A 24,093-nucleotide genomic window follows, 5' to 3' on the forward strand; every position below is an offset into this window, starting at 1 on the left:
GGACGATTAATTTCTTATCTTTGCACGAATTTTAAAACAAAAACAAGATTATGATAACATCAGACCAGCTACAGAACGTGTTGGAGCGCGAGCAAGCGCTGAGGGGGTATCTTTGACATAGATGGTAAGACCATCCAGTTAGAAGAAGAAGAATTGCGTACGCAGGATCCCGGATTTTGGGAGGATGCCAAACGGGCGGAGACTCAGATGAAGAAAGTAAGAGAGCTGAAAAAGTGGATCGAGCTTTATAACGAGGTGAATGCTGCGGCAGAGGAATTGCAGTTGTCTTATGAATACGTAAAGGAAGAGGTTATCACTGAAGAAGAGGTTGATGCGGCTTATGCCAAGGCTTTGGAGCTGGTGGAGAATTTGGAATTCCGGAACATGCTTCGTGACGAGGCGGATCAGATGAGTTGCGTGCTCAAGATAAACTCCGGGGCAGGTGGCACCGAAAGCCAGGACTGGGCTTCTATGCTGATGCGTATGTATCTGCGTTATGCTGAATCTCACAATTATAAGGTTTCTATCGCCAACATACAGGATGGTGATGAAGCGGGTATCAAGACTGTCACTATTAATATTGAAGGCGACTATGCTTTCGGTTATTTGAAAAGTGAGAATGGCGTGCATCGTCTGGTTCGTGTTTCCCCATATAATGCGCAGGGAAAACGAATGACTTCTTTTGCTTCCGTGTTTGTTACTCCGTTGGTGGACGATACGATTGAAGTGAAGATTGAAACAGCTGCTATTTCATGGGATACTTTCCGTTCAGGCGGTGCCGGTGGGCAGAACGTAAATAAAGTAGAATCAGGAGTACGCTTGCGTTATCAGTTTAAGGATCCTTATACGGGTGAGGAAGAAGAGATCCTGATTGAAAATACCGAGACGCGTGACCAGCCGAAGAACCGTGAGAATGCGATGCGTCAGTTGCGCTCTATCCTGTATGATAAGGAGTTGAAACATCGTTTGGCAGAGCAGGCTAAGATTGAAGCCGGTAAGAAGAAGATCGAATGGGGATCACAGATCCGTAGTTACGTTTTCGACGACCGCCGTGTGAAAGACCACCGTACCAACTATCAGACCTCTGATGTAAATGGTGTAATGGATGGTAAGATCGACGAATTTATCAAGGCTTATCTGATGGAGTTTGGCGGTGAGGAAGCTGCTGAAAAGTAAAGTTTTTAATGGAAAACTTGCAAAACTCGATTAAAAGTCGTAATATTGCACCCGATTTCAGAGTAACCCTCTGAAATACCGGTCCTATAGCTCAGTTGGTTAGAGCACCTGACTCATAATCAGGGAGTCCTTGGTTCAAGCCCAAGTGGGACCACCTTCGGAAAAAGGCTTTGCGGGTGACTGCAAAGCCTTTTTTGTTTTGTTGTACTGGGAAAAGCATCAACATTAAAGTCGAATAATCATGATTGAAGATCTAAGTATCGTATTGCAAGAAGTGGATTCTCTTAAAGCGGAACTAGCTACTTTGCGTCCATTGCCCCCGGAAGCCTTAAAAAAGATAGCGGATGCTCTCGAAATGGAGTATACCTATGAAAGTAACCGAATAGAAGGAAATACGCTTACATTGCAGGAGACGGCCCTTGTTGTGAATGAGGGTGTAACCATATCCGGTAAATCTATGCGGGAGCACTTGGAAGCTATCAACCATGCGCAGGCCATCGATTTTATCAAAGATATTGCCCAGCAAAAAATAGAGATAAGCGAACGGACAATTAAGGAAATCCACGCTATCGTGCTGCATGGCATTAACCGGGAGAATGCCGGTCGTTATCGGACTGTGCCGGTACTGATAACGGGGAGTACTCACATACCGCCTCAACCCTATCTCATTGAGAAACAAATGGAAGATTTTATTTTAAAGTTTCAGCAAATGGAGAAGGAGGGCATCCACCCGGTAATAATAGCAGGGTACTTACATGACGAACTTGTCAGGATTCATCCGTTTATCGACGGAAACGGGCGAACATGTCGTCTTTTGATGAACCTTTACCTTTTACTGCATGGTTATATCCTTGTTACGCTGAAAGGTGATAATGACAAGAAACTGCAATATTATAAGGCTTTGGAAAAGTCACATACAGAGCATGAACCGAATGCTTTTTATTTCTTGGTAGCCGAGGCTGAAAAAGAAGCATTGCAGCGGTATATTCAGATTATAAAATGAAATATAATTCTCCTAAAGACGCTGTACATAATTTTGTGTAAATAGAAAACTTCAGGATTTAGGTTTTATACTTGAATCTTGTTTTTAAATATAGTAATTTCCCTGACTTTGAATGCGATGCCATCCATCCAGGCAATCATGTATAAACATTCCAAAGGATCTGTTTGAATCTGCTTCTTATAATTACTATTATGGGAATTAGCACTATGATCACCCTGCTTGGAGTACTTCTCATAACCTAAATGGTTATCTATCCGGCTTTCAGCATTTGTTCATAAACACGGGGATGAAGCTATTTCATGAAAGCGATAACATCTTCACATGTCTTAAATTAGAACAGAAATTCTTTACTTAAATTTTTTTTGGAATGTCCATAAAATCTTCTTTTTACAAAGAACCGATTAAGATACAAATGCAGAGCTGAGTGATTTTAAGAAGAACAAGCACAAAAAGCTCAACAAGTACCTGAAAAAATGGCAACCATCATGGGATCTCCAAAAGCGATTTAAGACCTCAGCACATATTTTGTTCGGCATAGCTTCGCCATGCGTTTATTTTCAGAAACAAAGTCTATTGATATCGTAAGAGCAGTACTTCATCATTCGAATACAGAGATAACGAAGGTATATTTGGAGTCGTTTGGGCAAATGAGGTGGCGAAAGCCAGCAATGGGTTAATGTTTTGATTTTTATAAGACAAAGACTTGCATATATCAAATAAAAATACGATTATTACACCAATGTTCGAATCCTGTCTACTCTGTTACTCTAACAAAAAGCAAATTCAACATAACAGTATGCAAAATAAAGATTTTTAAACTATTGAGTATGAATACAAATATCTATTGGCCCGTATATAAAAACATAGAGAATGAATTTAACAACATAATGTTTTATATTCATATTGATGACACACAAATCTCTGTTTACTCCAGTAAAATCTCAGACTTAATACTAAGATCATCTGCTGAAATAGAGTCTATTTCAAAAGAGCTATATCTTCTTAATGGGGGTCCAAAAACCATCAATATAAAATATGATGAAGACGCTATCTCATTTCTAAATTCAAAATGGTCTCTCGAAGAGAAAACTATAATTATAAGCTCATATAATTGCTTCCTAACAAATAGAGAAATATATCCATTCAAAAAAAATGAAACACGAACAGGAAGTAACAGAATGACTTACAGCTGGAACAACTCTTACCAAAATCTGAAACACGATAGAGCCCATTCTTTACATTTTGGAAGCGTAAAATATTTATTAGATGCAATGGCTGCATTGTTTCTCCTAAACATCTATTATAAAGATATAACATTCAAATTAAAAAAAGATGCAGAAGCCTCTAATTTTGACGCATCTTTAGGCTCTTCAATCTTTTCAATAAAACTTCATCACAATCGTAGTGTAAGTTTAGGGAATACATACGAGAAATCACCTGATTTTAATCAGTGTACTTATTTTCTTAAATCATCTGATGAGACCTTAGATAAACTCAAAAAGGCATATGAAGTTGTAGAGCAAAAAGCTTGGGAAGCAACAACTAATCAAATAACAGAAAAAATAATAAAGACTCAAGAGACAGATACAGAAAAAATAATAAAAATAATTGAGGACACACAATCAACTTATCAAAAAGAGAATATTAATAAAATGATGAAAGCTGAAGCCGTAAACCTCGGTCGATTATTCATGGAACTAGAATATGAGGCTTTATTAAATAAAAATCAAATATAAAAGATTTACAACAAACATTTTAAAGGGACTCTCTTTTTATATATTCTCTTTGGTTTTTGAAGGGTATATGTGAAATAGCGAATAGAATTTCTTTGTCTGTCGAAGTTCGATTTTATATCCGTCAATTTTATATTAGCCATATCTGTCAAGTTCATATCACCACAGAAGAATGAGAAAAAGAAAAATCCTTTACTTCGTTGGTGTGGTATTGTCTCAAATTCAAATTCATAAAATATTTTTAGGTGCTCAAAAAGTCTGTAACGTTTTCTTATCCAAAAGGGAAAGTCTTACTGAATTGTTGCCTTTCTACTATAAAAAGCTCTGTATTCCTTCGTGAAAATAACGAAAGCCCCGACGGAATTTCCGCCGGGGCTTTTTACCTGCCGTCGCCCTTCACAGGGGTCAGAACAGAAGAACTTTATTTCATTACTTTAGTATTAATACTGACTGCTTGTTCGCCTGTCGCAGGGTAATTATCAGAAGGGAGTAGTTTGGAGCCGCCCCCTACGACGCGCGGTCAATTTAAATTTATTGATTATAAATAGTTTCTATTATTTTACGATTGCTTTAACAGCGGCTTCACCTTCTACGGCTACTACAACGATACCTGCAGGAGCAGAGATTGTAGCTTCAGAAGAAGTGATTACTGTATTGGCAATTGTCTGACCAAGTACGTTAGTGATTACTACGTTCTTGCCTTCAGCATCCTTCACGGTTACAGTTCCGTTACCAGCAACTACTGATACACCTTCAGCTGCGATTTCGTCGTTGGCTGTCGGAGTGCGGTCTTCGTCCGGATTAGCCATGAATACTTCTGCATCTTCGATATCATCAGTTACATATACTACACCATTATCGTAACGCAGGTAACCGGCACGTTCGATTGTTGCATCATCATAGTCCTTTACATTCAGATCCTTATAGCCTGTTTCGATAACAAATGCATTCTTTGCACTGTCTACGATGCGGAATGCGAACTTAACCAGCTGAGGAGCAGCAGTACCAACTTCGATCAGATCAGCCTTGCCCTTTTCACCATTCCAGATAGATAATACGTCAGCTGTACGGAAACCAGGAACGAAACCGAGTTTGGCCCAGTCGCCGCGGCTGTCAGAATACATATATTTGTTTACATGAACATCTTCCTTTCCGGCTGCAACGATAGCAGAATCAGCGAAGTTAACCAGGAAGCGGCCTTTAGTCGTATCGGCACGGTGGATCAGGTGAGAATGAGAAGGTTCGTCACATTTGTAAGTCGTATCTATACGAGTAATGTTTACCCCCAACAGATATTCCCAACGGTTGTTACCTTCACGGTCTACATAAACAGTATCAACATACAGAGCCGGATTGATCTTTGTATTTTCAACAGCGTTGCCAACACCTAAGAAATTATCCTTTTCATACAATACATTTGACTCGGAAGTATATTCTTCACGATACAGTTTGATAATCTGACCTTGTTTCAACTTCAAGTATGCAGGAGCATCTTTTTGTTTGATAGTGAACAAGTCATTCTCTGTTCTGTCATAGATAGATGTTTGAGCCAGGATACCTTTTGAAGCACTATTACCGGCAAATACTTTATGATTAGACAAGGATGTTTTTACTTCGTAAGCTTCTGTTTCTTTTGTTACAGTGTTATAAGTACCGTCTGCATAACCATCAGCTGTCGTTCCATCAACATAAGTAACCGGAATCAAATTATACAAATCTTCGCCAGCAACCTTCACTGCGAAATACTGTGCATCTGTCAGTTTCTTGAAGCCGTCTTTTTCACCTTCCAAACCTGTAGCATATCTGTTACGGGCTGCAACATCATCATATTTTACATATTCGTCATTTGCACTATTCTTCAAAGAATAAACAAGGATTTTCAGGTAAGAGTTGTTAGCTGCTGAATCATCATCTTTTGTATTTTTAAATGTTTTTGCATCAGCATCCCAGTAACCTAAAGCACTTTCGATACGGATTGTATCGGCAGTATAAGATACCGGTTTGTCCCAGGCGTCGTTTTCTTCGTAAGTCAAAGCACCCAAGCGCCATTCTGTTGCTTCTTTTTCTTCAGCAACCAAACCGAGCTGGTGGTTGTTCTTGTGGCTTTCAGCTACATAAGAAACACCTTTCACGTCTGAATAAGAACCGATATAGAACAACTGATCTTTTACAGCATTTGCATCGAAACGAGCAAAACCATCTTCTACAGATGTAACAACCGGAGCAATTTCCAGTGTGTCGACTTTAGTCAAGCTTCCACCCTTAATCCAAGCATAAGTGTTTGCTTTACCAGGAACCACATACAATTGATTCGGATCCAAAGTAAAATCATTATTTGTATTCTCAGCATCCTTAGCTACAGTATTTTCACGGTTCTTGATAACCATCTGGCCATTTTCAATAGTAATAGCCCACTGAGTTTCAGGATGATCCAACAAAACTTCGTCTTTCTTCATGAAAGCAACGTTACCGTCTTCATCCAAACCTAATACTTTACCAAAGTTCACACCTGTTGTTCCGGCAGCGTATTTAGCTTTTGTATTTACATTCTTGATAGTGAAGAATGTCGGAGTCTTCAATACTTCTTTCAGGTTGATCAGATTGGCTTTTGATAATTTGATTTTGATAGCATCCAGATAATCAGTACCCATCACTTCTGCAGCTAAAGTCTGATTATCATCTGAATCTAAAGCTATTGAACCTAATTTATAAGAAGTACCATTGCTTGTTGTAGCAGTAATAAATGAAATTTCTTCATTAGTTCCTGCAGTGAACAAAGGATCTGCATAAATAGAGAAATTGTATACATATTTAGTACTATTTGCTTTTATCGCAGTAGCTAAATCTTTAGGATCCAAAGCAAGTACTTTATAGCCATAGTTATCTGTTGCAGCAGCATATTTATCATCAGTCTGAACTACGATAACTTTACCTTCACCATTTTGCAACATGAATTGATCCTGAGAACCTGCAAGAGGAATCAAATCTGCATTTACAGAAAGATTCTTCCATTGAACCGGAGTTAGGCTGCCTGTAAACGGATTATTGTCCAAGCCTTTGTTATTTCTTGAAATAGTAGCAGCAAAGCTAGAACCGTAGATGCTCTGCAGTTCGCTAGAAGAAATAGGATAAAGGGATACATTTGCAATGTATACAGAAGATAATGATGAAGGAGTTCCACTTTCGTCTGTTAAAGCAACTTCACCATTAGTGCTAACAAGACCTTTTTTGTCATTATCCAAACCTGCATACAAAACAGTTGTTCCAGTAGACACTAACAGTCCACCATCTTTACTTGTAAATGCTGCTTTGTTCAAAGCTCCTTGTTTTCCTACAGTCCAATAAAAAGCAGGATCGTCTTCATCTAAATCAGCAACCGGTTCTGCACTTACGTAGCCTTCAGCGCCGGAAGAAACAGCTTTCAAATACTGTCCATCTGCATTCATTAAAATATAATACTTACCGAATACAAATTCGTTCAAGTCGTTATCTCCGATAAAGTTTTCAGCAAAAACAGCATTTAAACTATTTTCATTGTAAATTTTAATGTCGCATCCTGAGCACTCAAACCAATTATTTGTATTATCTTCAGGAGTAAACACTGGTCGACCAGTAATTGGATCAATTGCAACTTTCACCGAATGAGATGTATTTGCAATAGACAACCGATTAGAAAATGCGCTATTAGCAATAACAATAGGCTCTTCTCCCCAACCTTCACTTGCTGACGCAAATCCGATAGTATTACCATTAACGGTAATAGTCATATTGGTTCCATCTGATGTAAACTTCATTTCTGAAGAGGAAAGAAAAGCCTCTTCAAACGGAGTTGCAATCATTGCATGATTGACATCGCTTGTAACGACATACTTTTTACCATTAACATTCAACACCATAAATCCATTCGTTGTTGCTCCGGAAGTAGTTACTACCGTAGCATCAGCAGGAGATGCTCCTAACGCAATCTCTGCCAACAAATCTTGAGGAGTAACCACAGCACCGGCTAGCAGAGCGCCAGCCACAAACGTAGAAAACTTTTTGTTCATAATCTTAAAATTAATTGTTTATAAATAGGGTTCAAAAAACCAACAACTAATTTTACGAAGGAGGGAACAACCCCCGCGAATGATTATGAACGGGCACAAAAAAACGCGGGCGAGTTGTCTATTATCAAATTGAAGGCTCTGGTAAGCCCGCACAAAAATAATAGAACAACTGCCCGCGCTTATACGATATAATATAATCCACCCATACAAAATGGTAGATACACTTATACGTAACAAGCGCAAGCATTTACTGTTCATTATTCCTTTGTGCTAAAAATTTACCAGATTTTCAATTTGGAATAATCTTCGTAAAATGCTTACAATATGTAAACAAACCGTTTATCGCGAGCCGCTGCTCGCTACGGAATCTGTTGCAAAGGTAAAGAGGTTTTCCGAATCGACAAGAGAAAACGCTTCTAATTTTCCAAAATACATGGGTTATAGAACAAAACAGCACTATTTATGCAACATATTCCTTGATTTGGGGGATAAACATGAGATGGTAGTTCTTTTTACTCTTTTAATAATCTGCGAAAGCGGAAATTCATGACGTGAAGTTTAAAAGGTGTGTCTATTAAGCTGTATCCCAATTGCTTATTAAATTAAAAATAAACTTAACGAGTCTGTTTTATTAAATAAATATAGCGATATTTGTCTTGAGTATAATGAGTTAAAAACCAGTTTGTTGTTGAATGTCCGCTTTTTAGTATGGACAAAGATATGAGCGCTTAAAAAAAGGGGTATACACAAATTATGAAGAAAAATATTTTCACAAGGATAGCCACTATTGTATGTTTATTAACCGGAATGGCCGGAGTATTTGGGCAGAGTGCGCAGGCTGAAACGATTTCTGCTGCAAATGATCCGGGACTTAATAAAGAAAGTCATGGGGTAAAAACTATTTATAGTAATTACTATGGGAAACGTACTGATTTACAATATGCTTCGTGGGGGGCAACTCATACGACTGTAAAGTCTATAGAGAACAATGGTAGTGGTCAAGAAATGATCAAGTTTTCGTCGTTTGATAATCAAGTTATTACGTTTTATGAAGAGAAAGCAGATCCTGATGTTAAGATAGAAACATCATCTATTAGCCATATCAATATTGATATTTATCTAAGCGAAAAGATAGACGGTCTTTATATGAAGTTGTATGCGCCTCTTTCTGAGGCGGTTTATGGCTATACGGCTTCAAAAAATGATGCAGACGGAGAATTGTCATCAGGTGTTTGGCATACCCTCAGTATCCCTTTGAGTGAATTTAGATCTGTATCATATGAGGGAAATGAACTGAAACAAATAAACGCTATCGAATTAACGGTTGTAGACGGGACGGGGAAACCTGTCGAGGGGAGCACAACGGCTTATTTGGATAACATCTTTTTTTATAAAAAAGCGGATGTTTCTACTACTTTATTAGAAGCCGCGCCTATTCCAAAATACCAGCGTTCTAATATCAAAAACTTCTACAGTACGGAATATGGGACAGATATCAGTATAGAATATTTACAATGGGGATCATCGACTGTAAACTCAACAGCAAAGGATGAAAATCAAAAAGATATTCTCAAATTCTCAACATTTGGATGGATGGCAATGCAATATAACCCTACTAATCAGGTTTTGAATATAGAGGGGAAAGACTATTTGCATTTGGAAGTTTATCCTGAGACTGCAATATTATTTGCCGTAGAGTTAATTCTTTATGAAGACAGAATAGAAGGGGTTGATGAATCCCAAAAAGTAAAAACCAACTTCTATAGCCTTACTGCCAATAGCTGGAATTCTATTGATATAAATCTTTCTGATTTTTACGAGAAAACAGGTGGAAATAAGTATATCAGTGTTATAAATCTTTCTTCCAATAGTGAGCTTACTACCGTATACATGGATCATGTCTATTTCTATGATAGCAAACAAACGGTTGTTGAAGGGACGCCCGATTTTACCGCTTATCTTCCTCCGGTACGCAATGCGGATGATGTGATTTCTTTATTTGGCGATTCATATACAGATGTAAGTTCTAAGAGAAAGGTTGATTTTCTTGCAACATCAAGTCATCAAACCACTGTACCACAACCTACGTCCATTGCTAATCGTGAAGTGATGGCTTTGATCGATATGAATCATTGCCCGATACAGATTCTCGATGAGAATAAAGATGTCAGTGGGATGGATTTTTTCCATATCGATATCTATTCACCGGTAGCAATAAGAAGCTTTAATGTTAAACTAAATGGTAATGAAAAAACTCATGATATTAATTTACCCCTTGAAGCTGGTAAATGGAATCGTTTTGATATTGATTTGAGTACGCTCAAATTAGGAGAAAATAGAAGTATATTAACCCGATTAGATTATGTATGGCCTGAAAATGGAGGATCGAATACCCTCTTTGTCGATAACATATACTTCTATAACAAGCAAGATCATTTCGATCCAACTCCGATTTCCACCTTTAACAATCAGTTAGGTCGTGGTGTCAACATCGGTGCCACTTTCGAGCAGGAAGCTGACTATCTGTGGGATGATTATTATATCCAAAAGATAAAAGAAAAAGGCTTTAAGCATGTACGTTTACCTGTTCGTTGGGATAATTTCCCGACAAGCGATTATAGAAGTCTCAAAGAGGCACCTTATAATATAAAGCCGGAATTTCTGACAGAAATACAAACAGTTGTAGATAAACTTTTGGCTGCCGATCTGAAAGTCATTCTTAATATACACCATTATGATCCGTTGATGGATCTGACGGGTGATACACAGGAGGCTGAAATAAAACGATTCCTGGCTCTTTGGGGACAACTGTCCGAGTATTTCCAAAATTACGATGAGCGTCTGATTTTCGAAATATTGAATGAACCAAGAGATGCGATGGATAGCAAATGGAACAGAGTTTTCAAAGATGCTATTGGCGTGATAAGAAAAGAAAACAAATTCGGAAACGCCAACAACCAAAATCGTGTCCTTATGGTTGGTACAACGGATTGGGGAACGATCAACGGCTTGGAAGGCAGCAATGCCTTAATATTACCAGAGGATGATAAACGTTTGATCGTAACGATTCACTATTACAACCCATTGCCTTTTACTCACCAGGGAGCGAGTTGGGTAAAGCCAGGCTATCCTATCGGATTGAGATGGAACGATACACAAAAAGAGCGGGATGCTGTCACTGCTGATTTTGAAAAGATAAAAAAATTTAGCGAAGACAATAAGAATGTCCCTATTCATATCGGAGAGTTCGGTGTCCATTTTGAGGCAGATATCGATTCACGCCTCCTTTGGACAAATCATATAGCACGGACAATCGATAAACATGGATTTAGTTCTGCTTACTGGCATCTGACGTCAAGCATATACAATAAGTCAAAAGGAGATTTCCCTTATCTGCCCGATGCATTGCTTACTCATTCGATGCCCGCTAAAGTGGCTGGTATAGAGTATCGTGAAAAAGAGTCTGTTTATGATATAAAAAATCCTGGTGGAAAGAGTTGGTCAGGACATGGATATGTGGGTGAACTTAATTCTGTCAAAGATGCTTTAACGGTACAAATAGAAAATGGAGGTGAGTATACTTACTCGGTTCAGGCACTATTAAGAGGGTTACCTATAGAAAACAATGCGACCTATGAGGTCTCTTTTACTGCTATGTCAACAGGTGAGGGGGGTAGCTATTATACTTATGTCGGTTCAGAAGGTGAAGGTCATACTCCATACGGCAATTTCTCTTTTGCGCCGGGAAATGAAGAACAAGTATTTTCTTATGCCTTTACCATGCATTATGATACGGATGCCGAAGCTCGTATGGCTTTTGACTTAGGAAAAGGAAGTCCGGCTACAATTACTTTAAAGGATATTACAGTAAAGAAGGTTGTCGAAGTCATTCCGCAGGCTCCTGTTCCATCCAAAAATGCAGAAGAAACAATATGTATATTCAGTTCAAAATATACCGGAGATTTGTATATTCCGGCAGCGAATGATTTAGCCATGAACATGCAAGAACAGAAGATTATTCTATTCTCAGACTTTGACTCACGGGAAATTTCTTTTGCAACAACGTCTCCGGGAGATAAGAAAATGCTTCACCTGGAAGTATATCCAGGGAGTTGGTTTGATGTAAAGATAGCTGTTACCGGAAATGGAGATACTTTAGCAGAAGAAAGCTATACATTGAAACCCCATGAATGGAACAGCATCGATATAGACTTAACCAGTATCCTATCCCAGACAGGTGGAAAACTGAAGAGTATCCAGCTATCCGGAGGAACCGGAGAAGAACGCAGAATTTATCTGGATCATATCTATCTATACCAAAAGACGGTAGTAAAACCGGACCCTGAGGATCCGGACCCTGAAGATCCCGATCCGGAAGATGAATCTGCCCCCCTTTGGCCGGCATCAGCGCCGACTCTCCTGCAGGAAAATGTGATCTCTGTATTCAGCAATGTTTACGAAAATATTTATTCCAGCTTTGAGAGCTTGGAAGGGCAGGATACTAAAGTGGAAACTATTACAGTTAAAGGTATTCCTGTATGGAAACTGACCAATACGAATATACTGGCAGTCAACATTAAATTACAGGATGTATCTTCGATGGAGTTCCTTCACCTGGATGTATGGAGTCCTAATGCCGGAACACTGAAAGTATATTTGTCGGACGGCATAAGTGAAACGGAGCTTACCGCACTCTCGATTCCGAAAGAAAACTGGCTGACATCCAAATTGACTTTGCTGGATTGGAGTATCGTCAAGTATATCCGGTTTGAGAGTGATACGAAAGGCACTTTCTATTTGGATAATCTCTATTTCTCTAAAAGTCCGGCAACAGGAAATGAAGAAATCAATGCTGATGCAATCGTTTGCCAGGTATCCAACAGCCGCTTGACCGTTGAGGCTACCGATCCGGTTGCTGTTATAGAAATTATTGATATTACAGGACGTCTTATTTCCAAAGAATCACCGATGACTAATATTGCGACTGTCGATATTCATTCGATAAGTAAAGGAGTTTATATTGCACAAGTGGTATGTACGAATGGAAACAGGAAGACTTTTAAGTTTGTAAAGAAATAAGGATTAAAGCTTTTAAGGTTGGAATTATAATCTATAGTGAAAGCAGGAGAAAATACATTTCGTTTTCTCCTGCTTTCATTTTATTTATTAGGATCTGTATATAGCTTTTTCCCTTCGTTCCAGGGTAACATTCCACCATTGCCCCACCAAAAGAAATCATCCAGATGGCAGAAATCATTATTCTTTTCCATCTCTTCTTTCAGTAACTTCTTGTAAGCAGCAAGTTTAAAAGAATAAGCAGGATCCTGTGCATGATTGACCATCTCCCACGGATCGTTTCTCAAATCGAATAGCTGTTCGGTTCTGAAACCACCTACATTGTAAATAATATATTTCCATCCATCTTTTATCAAACCGCGTTGAATGCTGTTGTATGCAAGGAACAGGCAATCGCGATGTCTGTCGCGTCCTTTCATCACAGGGAGTAAAGATTTACCCGTTACGGACGGAGCTGGTTGAATACCCACCAGATCACAAAGGGTAGGATAGAGGTCGTACAAGTAACAGTTTACGTCTTTTTGGGTCCCTTTATCCTTTTCCATTCCTGGGACAGATATGACTAATGGAACGCGTACACTATGATCATACAGATTTTGTTTGCCTAATAATCCATGCTGACCGACAGCCAGACCATTGTCCGAGGCAAATACCAGAATCGTATTATCCATTTCTCCACTCTCTCTTAACGCTTGAATGACACGGCCTATCTGTGTGTCTACTTCACTAATCATTCCATAATATCCGGCTAATTCCTTTTGAACAGCACTCTCCGTTCGGGGAATGGGTGAAAGGACTTCATCACGTACTTTCATATCTCCGTTCTCAAACGGATGCTGAGGTAGGAAATTGATCGGCAACTTCAGTGTATCGGCTTTGTATGGATGAGCATAAGCCGGATGTTCCATACGCGGATCATGAGGCGAAGTGAAAGCTACGAAAGCAAAGAATGGATTTTTCTCTTTCTTCCTTCCATTTAGAAATTCAACAGCAGCATCAGCAAACATTTCTGATGAGAATTTTTCTCCGACAAAATGCTCGGCATAGTTTCCTGTAGGATCGTAGTGATAGAGATGAGGAGACACATGACCATTTGTTTTGTAAGGATGCATTCCTCCGAAAAAGATATTCTCTCCACATTCGAAAGAACGTTTGAATGCCTGCCTGTCTGCATGCCATTTCCCCGTGGCAAAAGTCGTGTATCCGTTCTGTCTTAATAACTCCGGCAGCGTGACATGTTGTTCCGGTATCAGGGCGCCATCCTGAAGAACCTGATACACTCCTCGTCCGGTCATGATCATGGCTCGGCTGGGCATTGACAGGGCTCCGCCTAATGAACCGTTAGTGTATGTCCGTGTAAAAGACATACCGTTTTCAACAATCCGGTCGATGTTAGGTGAATGTACCTGGTCACATCCATACGAATGGATACATGTGCTCTGCATGTCATCGACAAGGATGAACAGAATGTTAGGCGCTTTCTTTTTAGATTGCGCCAGACATGCTGTAGATAAAACCAGTGTGAAAACTGGTATTAAGATCTTTCTCATTTTATTACCAATTAGGATTTTGCTTCAAATTTGAATTTAGTACTAACTCTTCTGTCGGTAATGGGAAAAAATAATGTTTGGATTCATCGAACTTCCGTCCGTTAGGTAATATCTTTTTATAAGGAAGGATATACCCTTTTTCATCCAGATCAATATGTTTACCTACTACAACAGTCGGGTATTGGGATTGGACAAACTTCATGCCCCGCACGGTCTTTTCCAGAAGTTTCCCTGCTTTCCAGCGCATCAGATCATCATAACGCATTGCTTCGAGGGCAAACTCCACTCTCCGCTCACGCCTGATTTCATCGGTCAGGACAGGCAGTTCCGGAAAGTCTGAAGCCGGATCCTTTACTAATGTCTCGATTCTCATATCAGGCATTCCTGCCCTTTTACGCAGTTGATTGATCGTGTTGTCCAATACGTTCTGGTCACATAAGCCCAGTTCTGCTGCTGCTTCCGCATAGATCAATAATGTTTCTGCATAACGGAAGACCGGAGCATCCAATATACCGTTCTGATATCGTAAATATTCCTCCCGGTCATCCACCCAGTATTTTATGATTTGATATCCTGTGGGGATGATTCCTGTGGCGATATTGGAACCGGGAATAGATGGTTTCATTGTTTCGCGTTGTAAATCTTTTCCCGGATAACAAACTGTTTGTGTCAGGCGGGGATCACGGTTTAACAGTTCTACTTGAATACTATCATCTCCCAGGTAATGTTCTTTACATAGAGAAATAGGTTTTCCACACTTGCAGAGATAAGATTCCACCAATGATTTGGATACACTGAAACCTAAATTGGACTCTCCTCCTTCGATGAGATTACTGGTTCGGTTTCCTAATAATCCAAGTTCATATATTTTGTAATAGATCATTTCCGGATTTCCTTTCAGATCGAGTGAACTGAATAAGGTACGGTAGTCTGATTCCGGATTTCCTGTATTATAGATGCTGTAATGTTTTTCAACCATTAGTGAATTCGCAGCACTCATGGCTTCTTTTAAGAACTTTTCGTAATTTTCTATTCCATGATATTTTCTGAAAGTTCCTTCATGTAAGCATATTCTGGCCTTCAATGCTAATGCAACGTCCCGGTTGATACGATTAGGTTCCGCATTTGAATAGGTCGGCAATTTATCGATAGCCCAATCTATTATATGAAGAACCGAGTCCATGACTACAAGCCGTGAATCACGTGAGCCATATAACTCTTCAGAATCGACATTCAGGTCTTTAGTGAGCCAGGGAACATCGCCATACCGTTTCACTTTTTTGAAATAATCCCATGCTTTAAAGAATTGGACTTCACCGGCATAGGTGTCTTTTACTTCTTCTTTTATTGGAGTTTTTTGATAGCGATTAAGAAAATAATTACACTTTCTGATAAAACTCCAGTTCCAGTCTGACTCACCACTTTTAGCAGGAACGACATGTTCACCTGCTGCGATGACGTTATAATCCTGAGGAGCCATATTATCACTTTGATTATCCCCGGTTAATAAGGGGCTTCTAGTGTGTCCGGAAGCATGTCCTTCTATAAATGTATAAAGGCCGTTGCTGTAAATTTCCAGATCTTTCTCTGAGTTCCAGAAGTTCTCGTCACTGATACTATCTGTCGGGTAGCGGTCCATGAAGTCATTGTTGCAGGAGAGCATTCCCAAAAGTACAAATCCGAGAATGGTATTTGATATATGTTTATACTTTTTCATAATGATATTTCTTTATAGTGTTACTTGGAGACCAAACATGATAGAACGTTGTAAGGGGTAAAATTCACCGACTTTTCCTATGATTTCCGGATCGAAACCTCCTTTTATACCGGAGATCTCACATAGGTTCTGTCCGGAGAAATAGATTCTTAACCGGTTGATGTATAGTTTGGAGGTCAATGTTCGAGGCAATGTATAACCTAATGTCAGATTCTTCAAACGTGCATAAGCTCCGCTCTGTAAGAAGCGTGTCTGGGTTTTTGCATTATAGCCTGCTGATCCGGCTTTCCAAATGGGATAAAGGGCATTGGGATTGTCTTCTCTCCATGCATTGTTGTATACTTCATAGGTACCTACGGCACCGGCATTATTAATCTGTCCCCAGAAGAAATTGCCGGTAGGGAAGAAATCGCGTTTTCCCACGCCTTGAATGAAGATATTGAAATCAAAGCCTTTCCATGCGATATTCCCTGTAAAACCAAACTGGTATCGGGGTGTTGTATTTCCTATGATTTTTGTGTCTCCCGGATTGTCAACTGTTTTGTCCCCCCAGTTGATGACTTTGTCACCATTCAGATCCGCATAATGTACATCGCCGGGTCCCCATTTACTACCGTTCCCCAACTGGCTTTGATCAGCTGACGCTGCAACTTCATCTTTTGACTGGAAAATACCGGCTGTCTCGTATCCCCAGATTTCACCGATAGTTTTGCCTACATAATATGTATCATATAGTTTACTGGGATTATTATCATATTTGGTAATTTTACTGATGTAGTCGGATAAAATGAAACTTACATCATAATTAATTCCATTCGCTAACACATCCTGCCATCTTACTGAAACTTCCCAACCGTTTGTTTTCATATTTGCATTGTTACGACGTGGCGAATCTGTACCTAAAATAGAAGGTAATTTGTCTCCTTCTGTCAGCATATTGATTGTTCGGCGGTCGAACCAGTCGAAACTTGCAGATAATTTATCCAATAGAGTAACATCTACTCCAAGATTCAGTGTTTTTACAGTTTCCCAGGTAAGATCCGAAGCTACTAATCCGGGAGCTGTAACTGAAATAGGAAGATTTCCGTTCATGATGAACTGTGTTTGTTGCGTTACATCAAAGGTTGAAATATAGGGATAAACACCTGAAACATTCTGATTACCCAAACTTCCATAGTTGATCCTAACCTTCAAGTCATTCAACCAGTTTTGGGTTGAGGACATGAATCTTTCTTCCGAGAGACGCCAGCCAGCGGCAAAAGAAGGGAAAAATCCAAAACGGGAATTATGCGGGAATTTAGATGTTCCGTCGTAACGTCCGTTCATTTCAAATAAGTATTTTCCTTTATAGTCATATTTTAAACGCATAAATGCACCTCTTATCGCCCAGGCTTGTTCGGCATCTTTGCCAATAATATTCCCCGTACCCAGATTAATGGAAGGTACTTCCATTGAAACCAGGTTTTCTTTTTTGATAGAAGACATACGATAAAGTTCCCATTCCTGGTTGAAACCACCCAAAGCCGAAATATTGTGTGCCTTGTTTATACTGGTATTATAGTCTAGATAGATATTACCGGCAAAATAATCCGTGTGACGGTTTTCATCAAAGATAAATGAAGGGAAAGTCGCACTGTTCTGTGTTGTCCATGAATCGCGGATATAACCGAATTCTTTTTGTACATCTTTATTTCGATAGTTTGTAGTACGGTAACTGAAATCTCCTTTTAGTTTCAATCCCTTGACAACATCCCAGTCTCCATTGATCAGAAAAGTTGCATCTTCCCGCTTGGTATTATTTCTGGAGCCGCTGGCTAGAAAATTGTAGAAGTGTTCTGTTGGAACTCCCCCGCAGATAGGACTGTCATCCGGTGTGTAAATTGGATATAGAATTTGCGGTTCCCCACGTGTCATCTGTTCCCACCAGCTGGATCCTTTTGTGGTATAACGATGGGGTTCGTCATAAATGGTTTGTGAATAAGTTGCCTTAAATCCTAAACGGAAATTTTCTACTAGTTTGGCAGAAACATTCGTCAGGAAGTTATATCGTTTAAATACATCCGTATTGTCTTTGAACATACCGTCCTGATGCATCATGCCGGCAGATGCATAAAAATTGATCCGTTCAGAACCGCCGTTCACACTAACTGTGTGTTTATGTGTCGGCGACCATTTTTGCAACATTTGGTCATAGTTGTTGTTATTGCCGTTCCAGAATATCTTGCCATTTGCCAAAGTATGATAAACAGGGTTGTTTATCGGATCTTCCGTGTAATCTTTAACCCATTGTACCTGTTCGTCTGTGTATTTGTTTTTACCGGAATTATTGAAGGATGATTCATTGGAAGCATTCATGTAATCTAATGAACTTAACATGTCAGGACGATAAGTCTGTGTATTGAATTGTATACTTCCGGAATATTCAATGACCGGTTTTTGGTTAGACTTGCCCCCTTTAGTTGTGATGAGGATAACACCGAATGCTCCTCTGGCTCCATATATGGCAGCGGAAGAGGCATCTTTCAATACAGAAATACTTTCAATATCTTCCGGATTCAGCATATTGAAATGCGTCATTTGTACTCCGTCCACCAAAATCAATGGAGAACTGGAGTCATCGCTGATGGTCGCTGCCCCACGGATATTCATTTTGGCTGTCGAGTTTGGATTTCCGTCCGAATTACTGATGTTGAGGTTTGGAACGACGCCCTGCAAACCTTGGCTAAGATTCGTAATAGGTCTGTTCTCTAAAACCTTGGAGGAAACCTGCGAGATGGCTCCCGTCAAATTAACTTTTTTCTGTACGCCATAACCAACAACGATCACCTCTTCCAACGCTTGTGAATCTTCTTTTAGTTCAATATTGATCGTTGAGCGACCGTTAATTGCAATTTCCTGTGTGTCATATCCCACATAAGTGACTTGCAGAATGGCATTAGAGGAAACTTCCAAAGTATATTTTCCGTCCAGGTCGGTGATAGTCCCGTTCGTGCTTCCTTTCTCAATAATATTGGCACCGATGATAGGCTCACCGGTATTATCGGTAATTATGCCTGAGATTGATTTCTTATCTTGCAACTTTTCTTGTAGTTGTGTTTTTTGAGTGGATACAACAACATAGGATCCCTCCATTGAATAACTGAGGCCAAGATTTTCGAACAGGTTGTCAAGAACTTCTTTGGTCGTTTTCTCAACCGCGTTTACTGCTACTTTTTGTTTGGTATCGACATTGATGTTGTAGACAAACAGATAGTCTGTTTGTTTTTCGATCATATTCAATACTTCTTTTAAAGTCGTATTACTGGCTTTTACCGTAATACGTGTATTCTGTGAATTTGTATTGATTGCATGTAGTGAAAATATCAATACGAACAGTAGGAATGAGGCTATTCTCATAATTCTGAAAAAATGTTTATGTCGTGATTTTTTAAGAAAATAAGGTCCCGACAAAGATACTTTATTCATAACTTTGTAAATATTAGAAATTAATACAGTTTTAACAATTGTGTTAGTTATAAAGCGATAGATGTTCCCGCATTTATCGCTTTTTCTTTTTTATAAGCTATATCATAGGCTATTCGATTTAAAGGTTCAACATGTTACTTTATATAAATTATAGTGTTGTCGGAATTTCTGTGAAAACTGAAGCTGGCATCTTTTTGCAGTACGTGCAATATAAAGTCAATGCCATCTGTGATACGGAATTTACCGCTGCAAATATAATTTTCCAGATGTTTGTTTTTATTGATTATTTGTATGTCATATGTTTTTTCAAATTCCTTCATCAAGTCATTGAAAGCGATGTGTTCAAAACACAATAAACCATCTCTCCACCGATAAACGTCATAATTATCTATTTCTTTAACAACCAGCTTGCCGTCTATATAATCAGCTTTTTGCTGCGGACGTAATAATATTTTGCAGGAAGGAGCAGCTTTGTCCGATATCTGTATGGAACCTTCCATTAATGCGGCAGAAAAGGAGGCTATATCATTGTAAGCATCGACATTAAATTTTGTACCTAAAACTTCTATATCATATTTGCCGGTTTGTACAACGAAAGGTCTTTCAGTATCTTTAGCTACTTCAAAATAGCCTTCTCCATCGAGGGTGATCTCTCTTTTCCCTTTTGAAAAGAATGCCGGGTATTTCATTTTCGAACCGGAGTTAAGCCATACGTTCGTTCCGTCGGATAACAAAAGATTAACCCGTTGACCGGTTGGCACGGATATGAGATTCATTTCCGGTTCTATTTTTCGGTCGGAAGTTGCTATTTGATAGACTTGTATGCTGCACATGATCAATATAGCTATAACAGCTGCGTATTTAGCTATATTGTTTAAGTGATATGTCTTGACCGAAGGATTATATTGTACACTGTTTTTCCTGTTCTGAATGAGTAGCAGGTCGAAATATTTCCGTTCTTTGATATATTCCTGCATGTTCTTTTCAGAAGATTCTGTCCAGCTACAAACTTCTTCTTCCTCCTGGAAAGAAGCTTTGCCTTCGAAAAAACGATATAGTGTTTCTCTCTTCATATTATTGTAAGCACATAAGTAAAAAGTATCCCTAATGAAAAAACGACCTTTTTCAAAAAAGAGAGAAAAAAGGTCTTTTACTAGTTTAAAAAGAGAAAAAAGAATGGGAGATAGTCTTTTAATTGTTTTCTTAAAACATCAAGTGCTTTGGCAATATGGAACTCGATGCTTTTGGTTGATAAATTGAAATGTTCGGCAATTTCCTTGTGTTTTTTGTTCTCATACCGGCTCATGATAAAAATCTCCCGTGTTTTTTCCGGAAGGCTGTCCAATGCTTTATTGACCAACTGCTGTGCTTCAGCGCTGAATAATTCTTCCGGGTTGCAGGCTTCCAGTGTCGTGATCTTTAATTTTCTTACTCTATCCATATGAGCCCAAAGGTTTTGTTCTATATCTTCCCTAATTCGTTGGTTACGAAGATAATTAAGGCTTTTATGCTTGACTACTTCCATTATATAAGCAGGTATATTTGACTTGGAAGCAAGAGAATGCCGATTCTCCCAATAATACACCAGGCTGTCGACTACTATATCCTCAGCAGTATCCTCATCCTGAATATAAGTATTAGCGAAACGAATGAAAATCCCCCGATAGTTTGAAAACAGTTTGTTAAATTCCTTTATCTCTGAAATATTCTCCATATCAAATAATTGACAGGGTAAAGATAAATAAAAATCAGAGATAATAGCATTTTTAATTATAATCAATCTCTCTGATCGTCTCATGTATATGTTATAGCTTCGAAAACTCGTTTAAAACGAACCCTCATCTCGTTTAAAAGGAGTTTTTTCTCGTTTTAAACGGGGTGAAGGCTTGTTTTAAACGAATTTGTGGTTCGTTTTAAACGGGTTTTTGGAATTATTTTGTAATCTCAACCTTTATGCCTTTATTATCATACCGTATAAGCTTTTCGAGGACAGAATAATTTGTGCTGTTCTTTACCGGTATAAAAAGTTTCACCCGGAAGCTCCTTTGGGGATATTCGACAAATGTTCCTTCTTTATCGTAAATACTTAGCTGTTTGTTTTGATCATCCCAATGGAACCGGATAAGTGAATAGACGCCGTTTTCATAGGCATAAGTTTTATTATCATCTTCATAAAGTTCGAAATCGGCATCGGCTCCACTATAAATTCGCAATTCCAACTCTTCTTCTTTTTGTTCTCCGACATATTGAACTACTTTATTTATGGGAAGAATAGAGCCTGCCTTTATAAATACAGGTATCACATCAAGCGGAGTTTGATATGAAATCGTTTTACCTCCCGTATAGAGTTGTTGAGTATTCAGGTCGTACCAGTATTTACCGGAATGTTTGGGCAGATAGATTGATTCTTCTGAATCAGGGTTTTCGATTGGACCTTCTGCTGTATAATACATAGGCTTTGTTATCGGTTTAACGAGCAATGAAGGACCAAACATATACGTATCTGCTATATTATATACGTGATGGTCGTCCGGAAAATCCATGACCAGTCCACGCATTATTAATCGAGAGTTTGTTGTTACTTGCCAAGCAGATGAATATATATAGGAAAGCAGATTATACCGTAGGTTTATCATTTTTAATAATCCATCATAAAAAGGATCGCCGGGTTCTCCGAATTGCCATACTTCACGGGGAATATTGCTGCCGTGGGCTCGGAAAATGGGAGAGAATACACCTTGTTGGAACCATCTCAAATAAAGTTCCTTATAGGATGGATCGGCAAGCCCTTTGGTATATTGGCTACCTCTTGTTGTTGCGAAAAAACCGCCTATATCAGTTGTCCAATAAGGTATTCCACTCATACAGAGATTCAGTCCTGCCGGTAATTGTTTCTGGAATACATCCCAGGAAGCGGTGATATCTCCTGACCATACAGCTGTTGCATATTGCTGTTGTCCGGCAAATGCGGAGCGGGTTAAAATAGTAACTCGTTTATCACTCTGTTTACGTATGTTTTCATACATGACTTTGGACAAGAACAAGGAATAGACATTCAGATACCGGTCGAATGAACCGATATAAGTTTGTCCCGCCGATTTTGTTTTTTCCTCTTGTTTATCTTGTGTGAAGCCTTCACGGAAAGAAGGTTCTGTAGCATCCATCCACCAGGCATCCACTCCTGTACGGTACAGTCCTTTATAAAGATGTTCCCAAAAAATCTGCTGAGCCTGTGGATTGTATATGTCCATGACTTTATATTCAGCCCAGGTGGGTTCGTCAAATAAAGCACCGATTTTTTCCATATCTTTGTATACATCTGTCTTTTTTCCGAATCCCGGCCATACAGAAAGCATCAGATTCACGTTGTACTGATCATGGAGTTGGCGGATTACTTCTGTCGGATGATTGAAGTTGACTGTATCGAACTTTAGACTGTTCCAATGATCGCGATCTCCCCAGTATTCCCAGTCCTGTACGATATTGTCAAGTGGAATCTGCCGTTTGCGGTGTTCTTTTACGACATCGGTAAGTTCGTTGAATGATTTGTAACGCTCTTTGGACTGCCAGTATCCGAATGCGGATTTGGGGAACATGGGGACTGTGCCTGTCAGTTGGTGATAACCGGCTACAACCTCTTTCATATCGGTACCGTAAACGAAATAGTAGTCGATTGCGTCAGCCACTTCCGACCAAAAAGAAGTTCCCTCATTGTTGTCCTCGAACAATGTTTTGGAGTAATTATCCCATAAAATGCCATATGGCTGTGTGGATAGTAGAAATGGATTGACAATTTCCATATTGGCCTGTACGAGTTTGATTTTTTTCCCTCGGTAGTTCATTATTCCTTCCTGATATTGTCCTAATCCATACAGTGCTTCGTCTGCCTGTAGTTTGAATGTCTGTTTTATTTGCCATACCGTTTCGCCAGCTACGTCTTTTTGTTCGAAAGAACGTGCCTGTTCTTGAAGGAGCACGGTTTTATTTCGGGTGTCTGAAAAGTAGAAGTTTTTATCTTTGTATGAGTAAGTCGCTGTCACATATTGGGTTTGCAGAGATATAAAATCTCCTTTTTCTAAAATTTTGTAATGAGAAGAAGGTATGCTTGTTTTTTCAGGTACGATTAGAGACTCCTTTGCTTTAGTACCAATTGGAACTACTTGGATATGGATAATTTTATCCAATGGTGAAGAAACTTGTATTTGTAGAGAATCGTCGAGAATACGAAACCCGTTATTTATATTTTCTCCTTTAGAGAATACTGTGCATAGTATGCAAATACCGATAAATAGTATTTTGCTCATAGTTCTTAATTATTTTAATATTT

At 39.0% G+C, this 24,093-nt stretch carries 11 protein-coding genes and 1 tRNA gene; 5 read left to right on the top strand and 7 right to left on the bottom strand.

The genetic code is table 11. The annotated features are described in order from the left end of the window. Positions 1–50: 50 nt before the first annotated feature. The 4 genes from prfB to P3L47_RS07415 all read left to right on the top strand — a co-directional run bounded on the left by prfB (position 51) and on the right by P3L47_RS07415 (position 3,915). Positions 51–1,176 (top strand): peptide chain release factor 2 gene (gene prfB / locus P3L47_RS07400; RefSeq protein WP_122361736.1). Its coding sequence is split into 2 segments (ribosomal slippage): positions 51–113 and positions 115–1,176, totalling 1,125 coding nucleotides; the frame shifts between segments, so codons are not numbered across the junction. Between the two features lie 80 nt (positions 1,177–1,256). Next, positions 1,257–1,330 (top strand) — tRNA-Ile (locus P3L47_RS07405). Positions 1,331–1,417: 87 nt separating this feature from the next. Then, positions 1,418–2,179, top strand: a complete 762-nt coding sequence (locus tag P3L47_RS07410; protein ID WP_277783185.1) for a Fic family protein — start codon at positions 1,418–1,420, stop codon at positions 2,177–2,179. An 827-nt stretch (positions 2,180–3,006) separates the two neighbouring features. Beyond that, complete coding sequence (locus P3L47_RS07415) at positions 3,007–3,915, top strand: hypothetical protein (protein WP_277783186.1); 909 nt, start codon at positions 3,007–3,009, stop codon at positions 3,913–3,915. A 551-nt stretch (positions 3,916–4,466) separates the two neighbouring features. On the opposite strand, the gene P3L47_RS07420 is transcribed toward P3L47_RS07415, so the two are convergent. Continuing rightward, positions 4,467–7,958 (bottom strand): DUF6383 domain-containing protein, encoded by a 3,492-nt coding sequence (locus tag P3L47_RS07420; RefSeq protein WP_277783187.1) that lies wholly within the window; start codon positions 7,956–7,958, stop codon positions 4,467–4,469. Positions 7,959–8,711: 753 nt separating this feature from the next. On the opposite strand from P3L47_RS07420, the gene P3L47_RS07425 reads away from it, so the two are divergent. Beyond that, entirely contained in the window at positions 8,712–13,037 is a 4,326-nt protein-coding gene (locus tag P3L47_RS07425) for a cellulase family glycosylhydrolase (RefSeq protein ID WP_277783188.1), read from the top strand. Between the two features lie 80 nt (positions 13,038–13,117). On the opposite strand, the gene P3L47_RS07430 is transcribed toward P3L47_RS07425, so the two are convergent. The 6 genes from P3L47_RS07430 to P3L47_RS07455 all read right to left on the bottom strand — a co-directional run bounded on the left by P3L47_RS07430 (position 13,118) and on the right by P3L47_RS07455 (position 24,070). Next, entirely contained in the window at positions 13,118–14,584 is a 1,467-nt protein-coding gene (locus tag P3L47_RS07430) for a sulfatase family protein (RefSeq protein ID WP_277783189.1), read from the bottom strand. Between the two features lie 4 nt (positions 14,585–14,588). Continuing rightward, a complete protein-coding gene (locus tag P3L47_RS07435; protein ID WP_277783190.1) occupies positions 14,589–16,301 on the bottom strand; it encodes a RagB/SusD family nutrient uptake outer membrane protein in 1,713 nt (570 codons plus the stop codon). A 12-nt stretch (positions 16,302–16,313) separates the two neighbouring features. Next, positions 16,314–19,697 carry a TonB-dependent receptor gene (locus tag P3L47_RS07440; RefSeq protein WP_277783191.1) on the bottom strand — a complete coding sequence of 1,128 codons (3,384 nt, stop codon included), beginning with the start codon at positions 19,695–19,697 and terminating at the stop codon, positions 16,314–16,316. Between the two features lie 203 nt (positions 19,698–19,900). Further along, positions 19,901–20,839 carry a FecR family protein gene (locus tag P3L47_RS07445; RefSeq protein ID WP_277783192.1) on the bottom strand — a complete coding sequence of 313 codons (939 nt, stop codon included), beginning with the start codon at positions 20,837–20,839 and terminating at the stop codon, positions 19,901–19,903. Between the two features lie 80 nt (positions 20,840–20,919). Beyond that, complete coding sequence (locus tag P3L47_RS07450; protein WP_277783193.1) at positions 20,920–21,480, bottom strand: RNA polymerase sigma-70 factor; 561 nt, start codon at positions 21,478–21,480, stop codon at positions 20,920–20,922. 217 nt (positions 21,481–21,697) lie between these two features. Next, a complete protein-coding gene (locus P3L47_RS07455) occupies positions 21,698–24,070 on the bottom strand; it encodes a glycoside hydrolase family 31 protein (protein ID WP_277783194.1) in 2,373 nt (790 codons plus the stop codon). Positions 24,071–24,093 lie beyond the last annotated feature (23 nt).

The sequence above is a fragment of the Parabacteroides chongii genome, from assembly GCF_029581355.1.
Classification (GTDB): Bacteria; Bacteroidota; Bacteroidia; order Bacteroidales; family Tannerellaceae; genus Parabacteroides; species Parabacteroides chongii.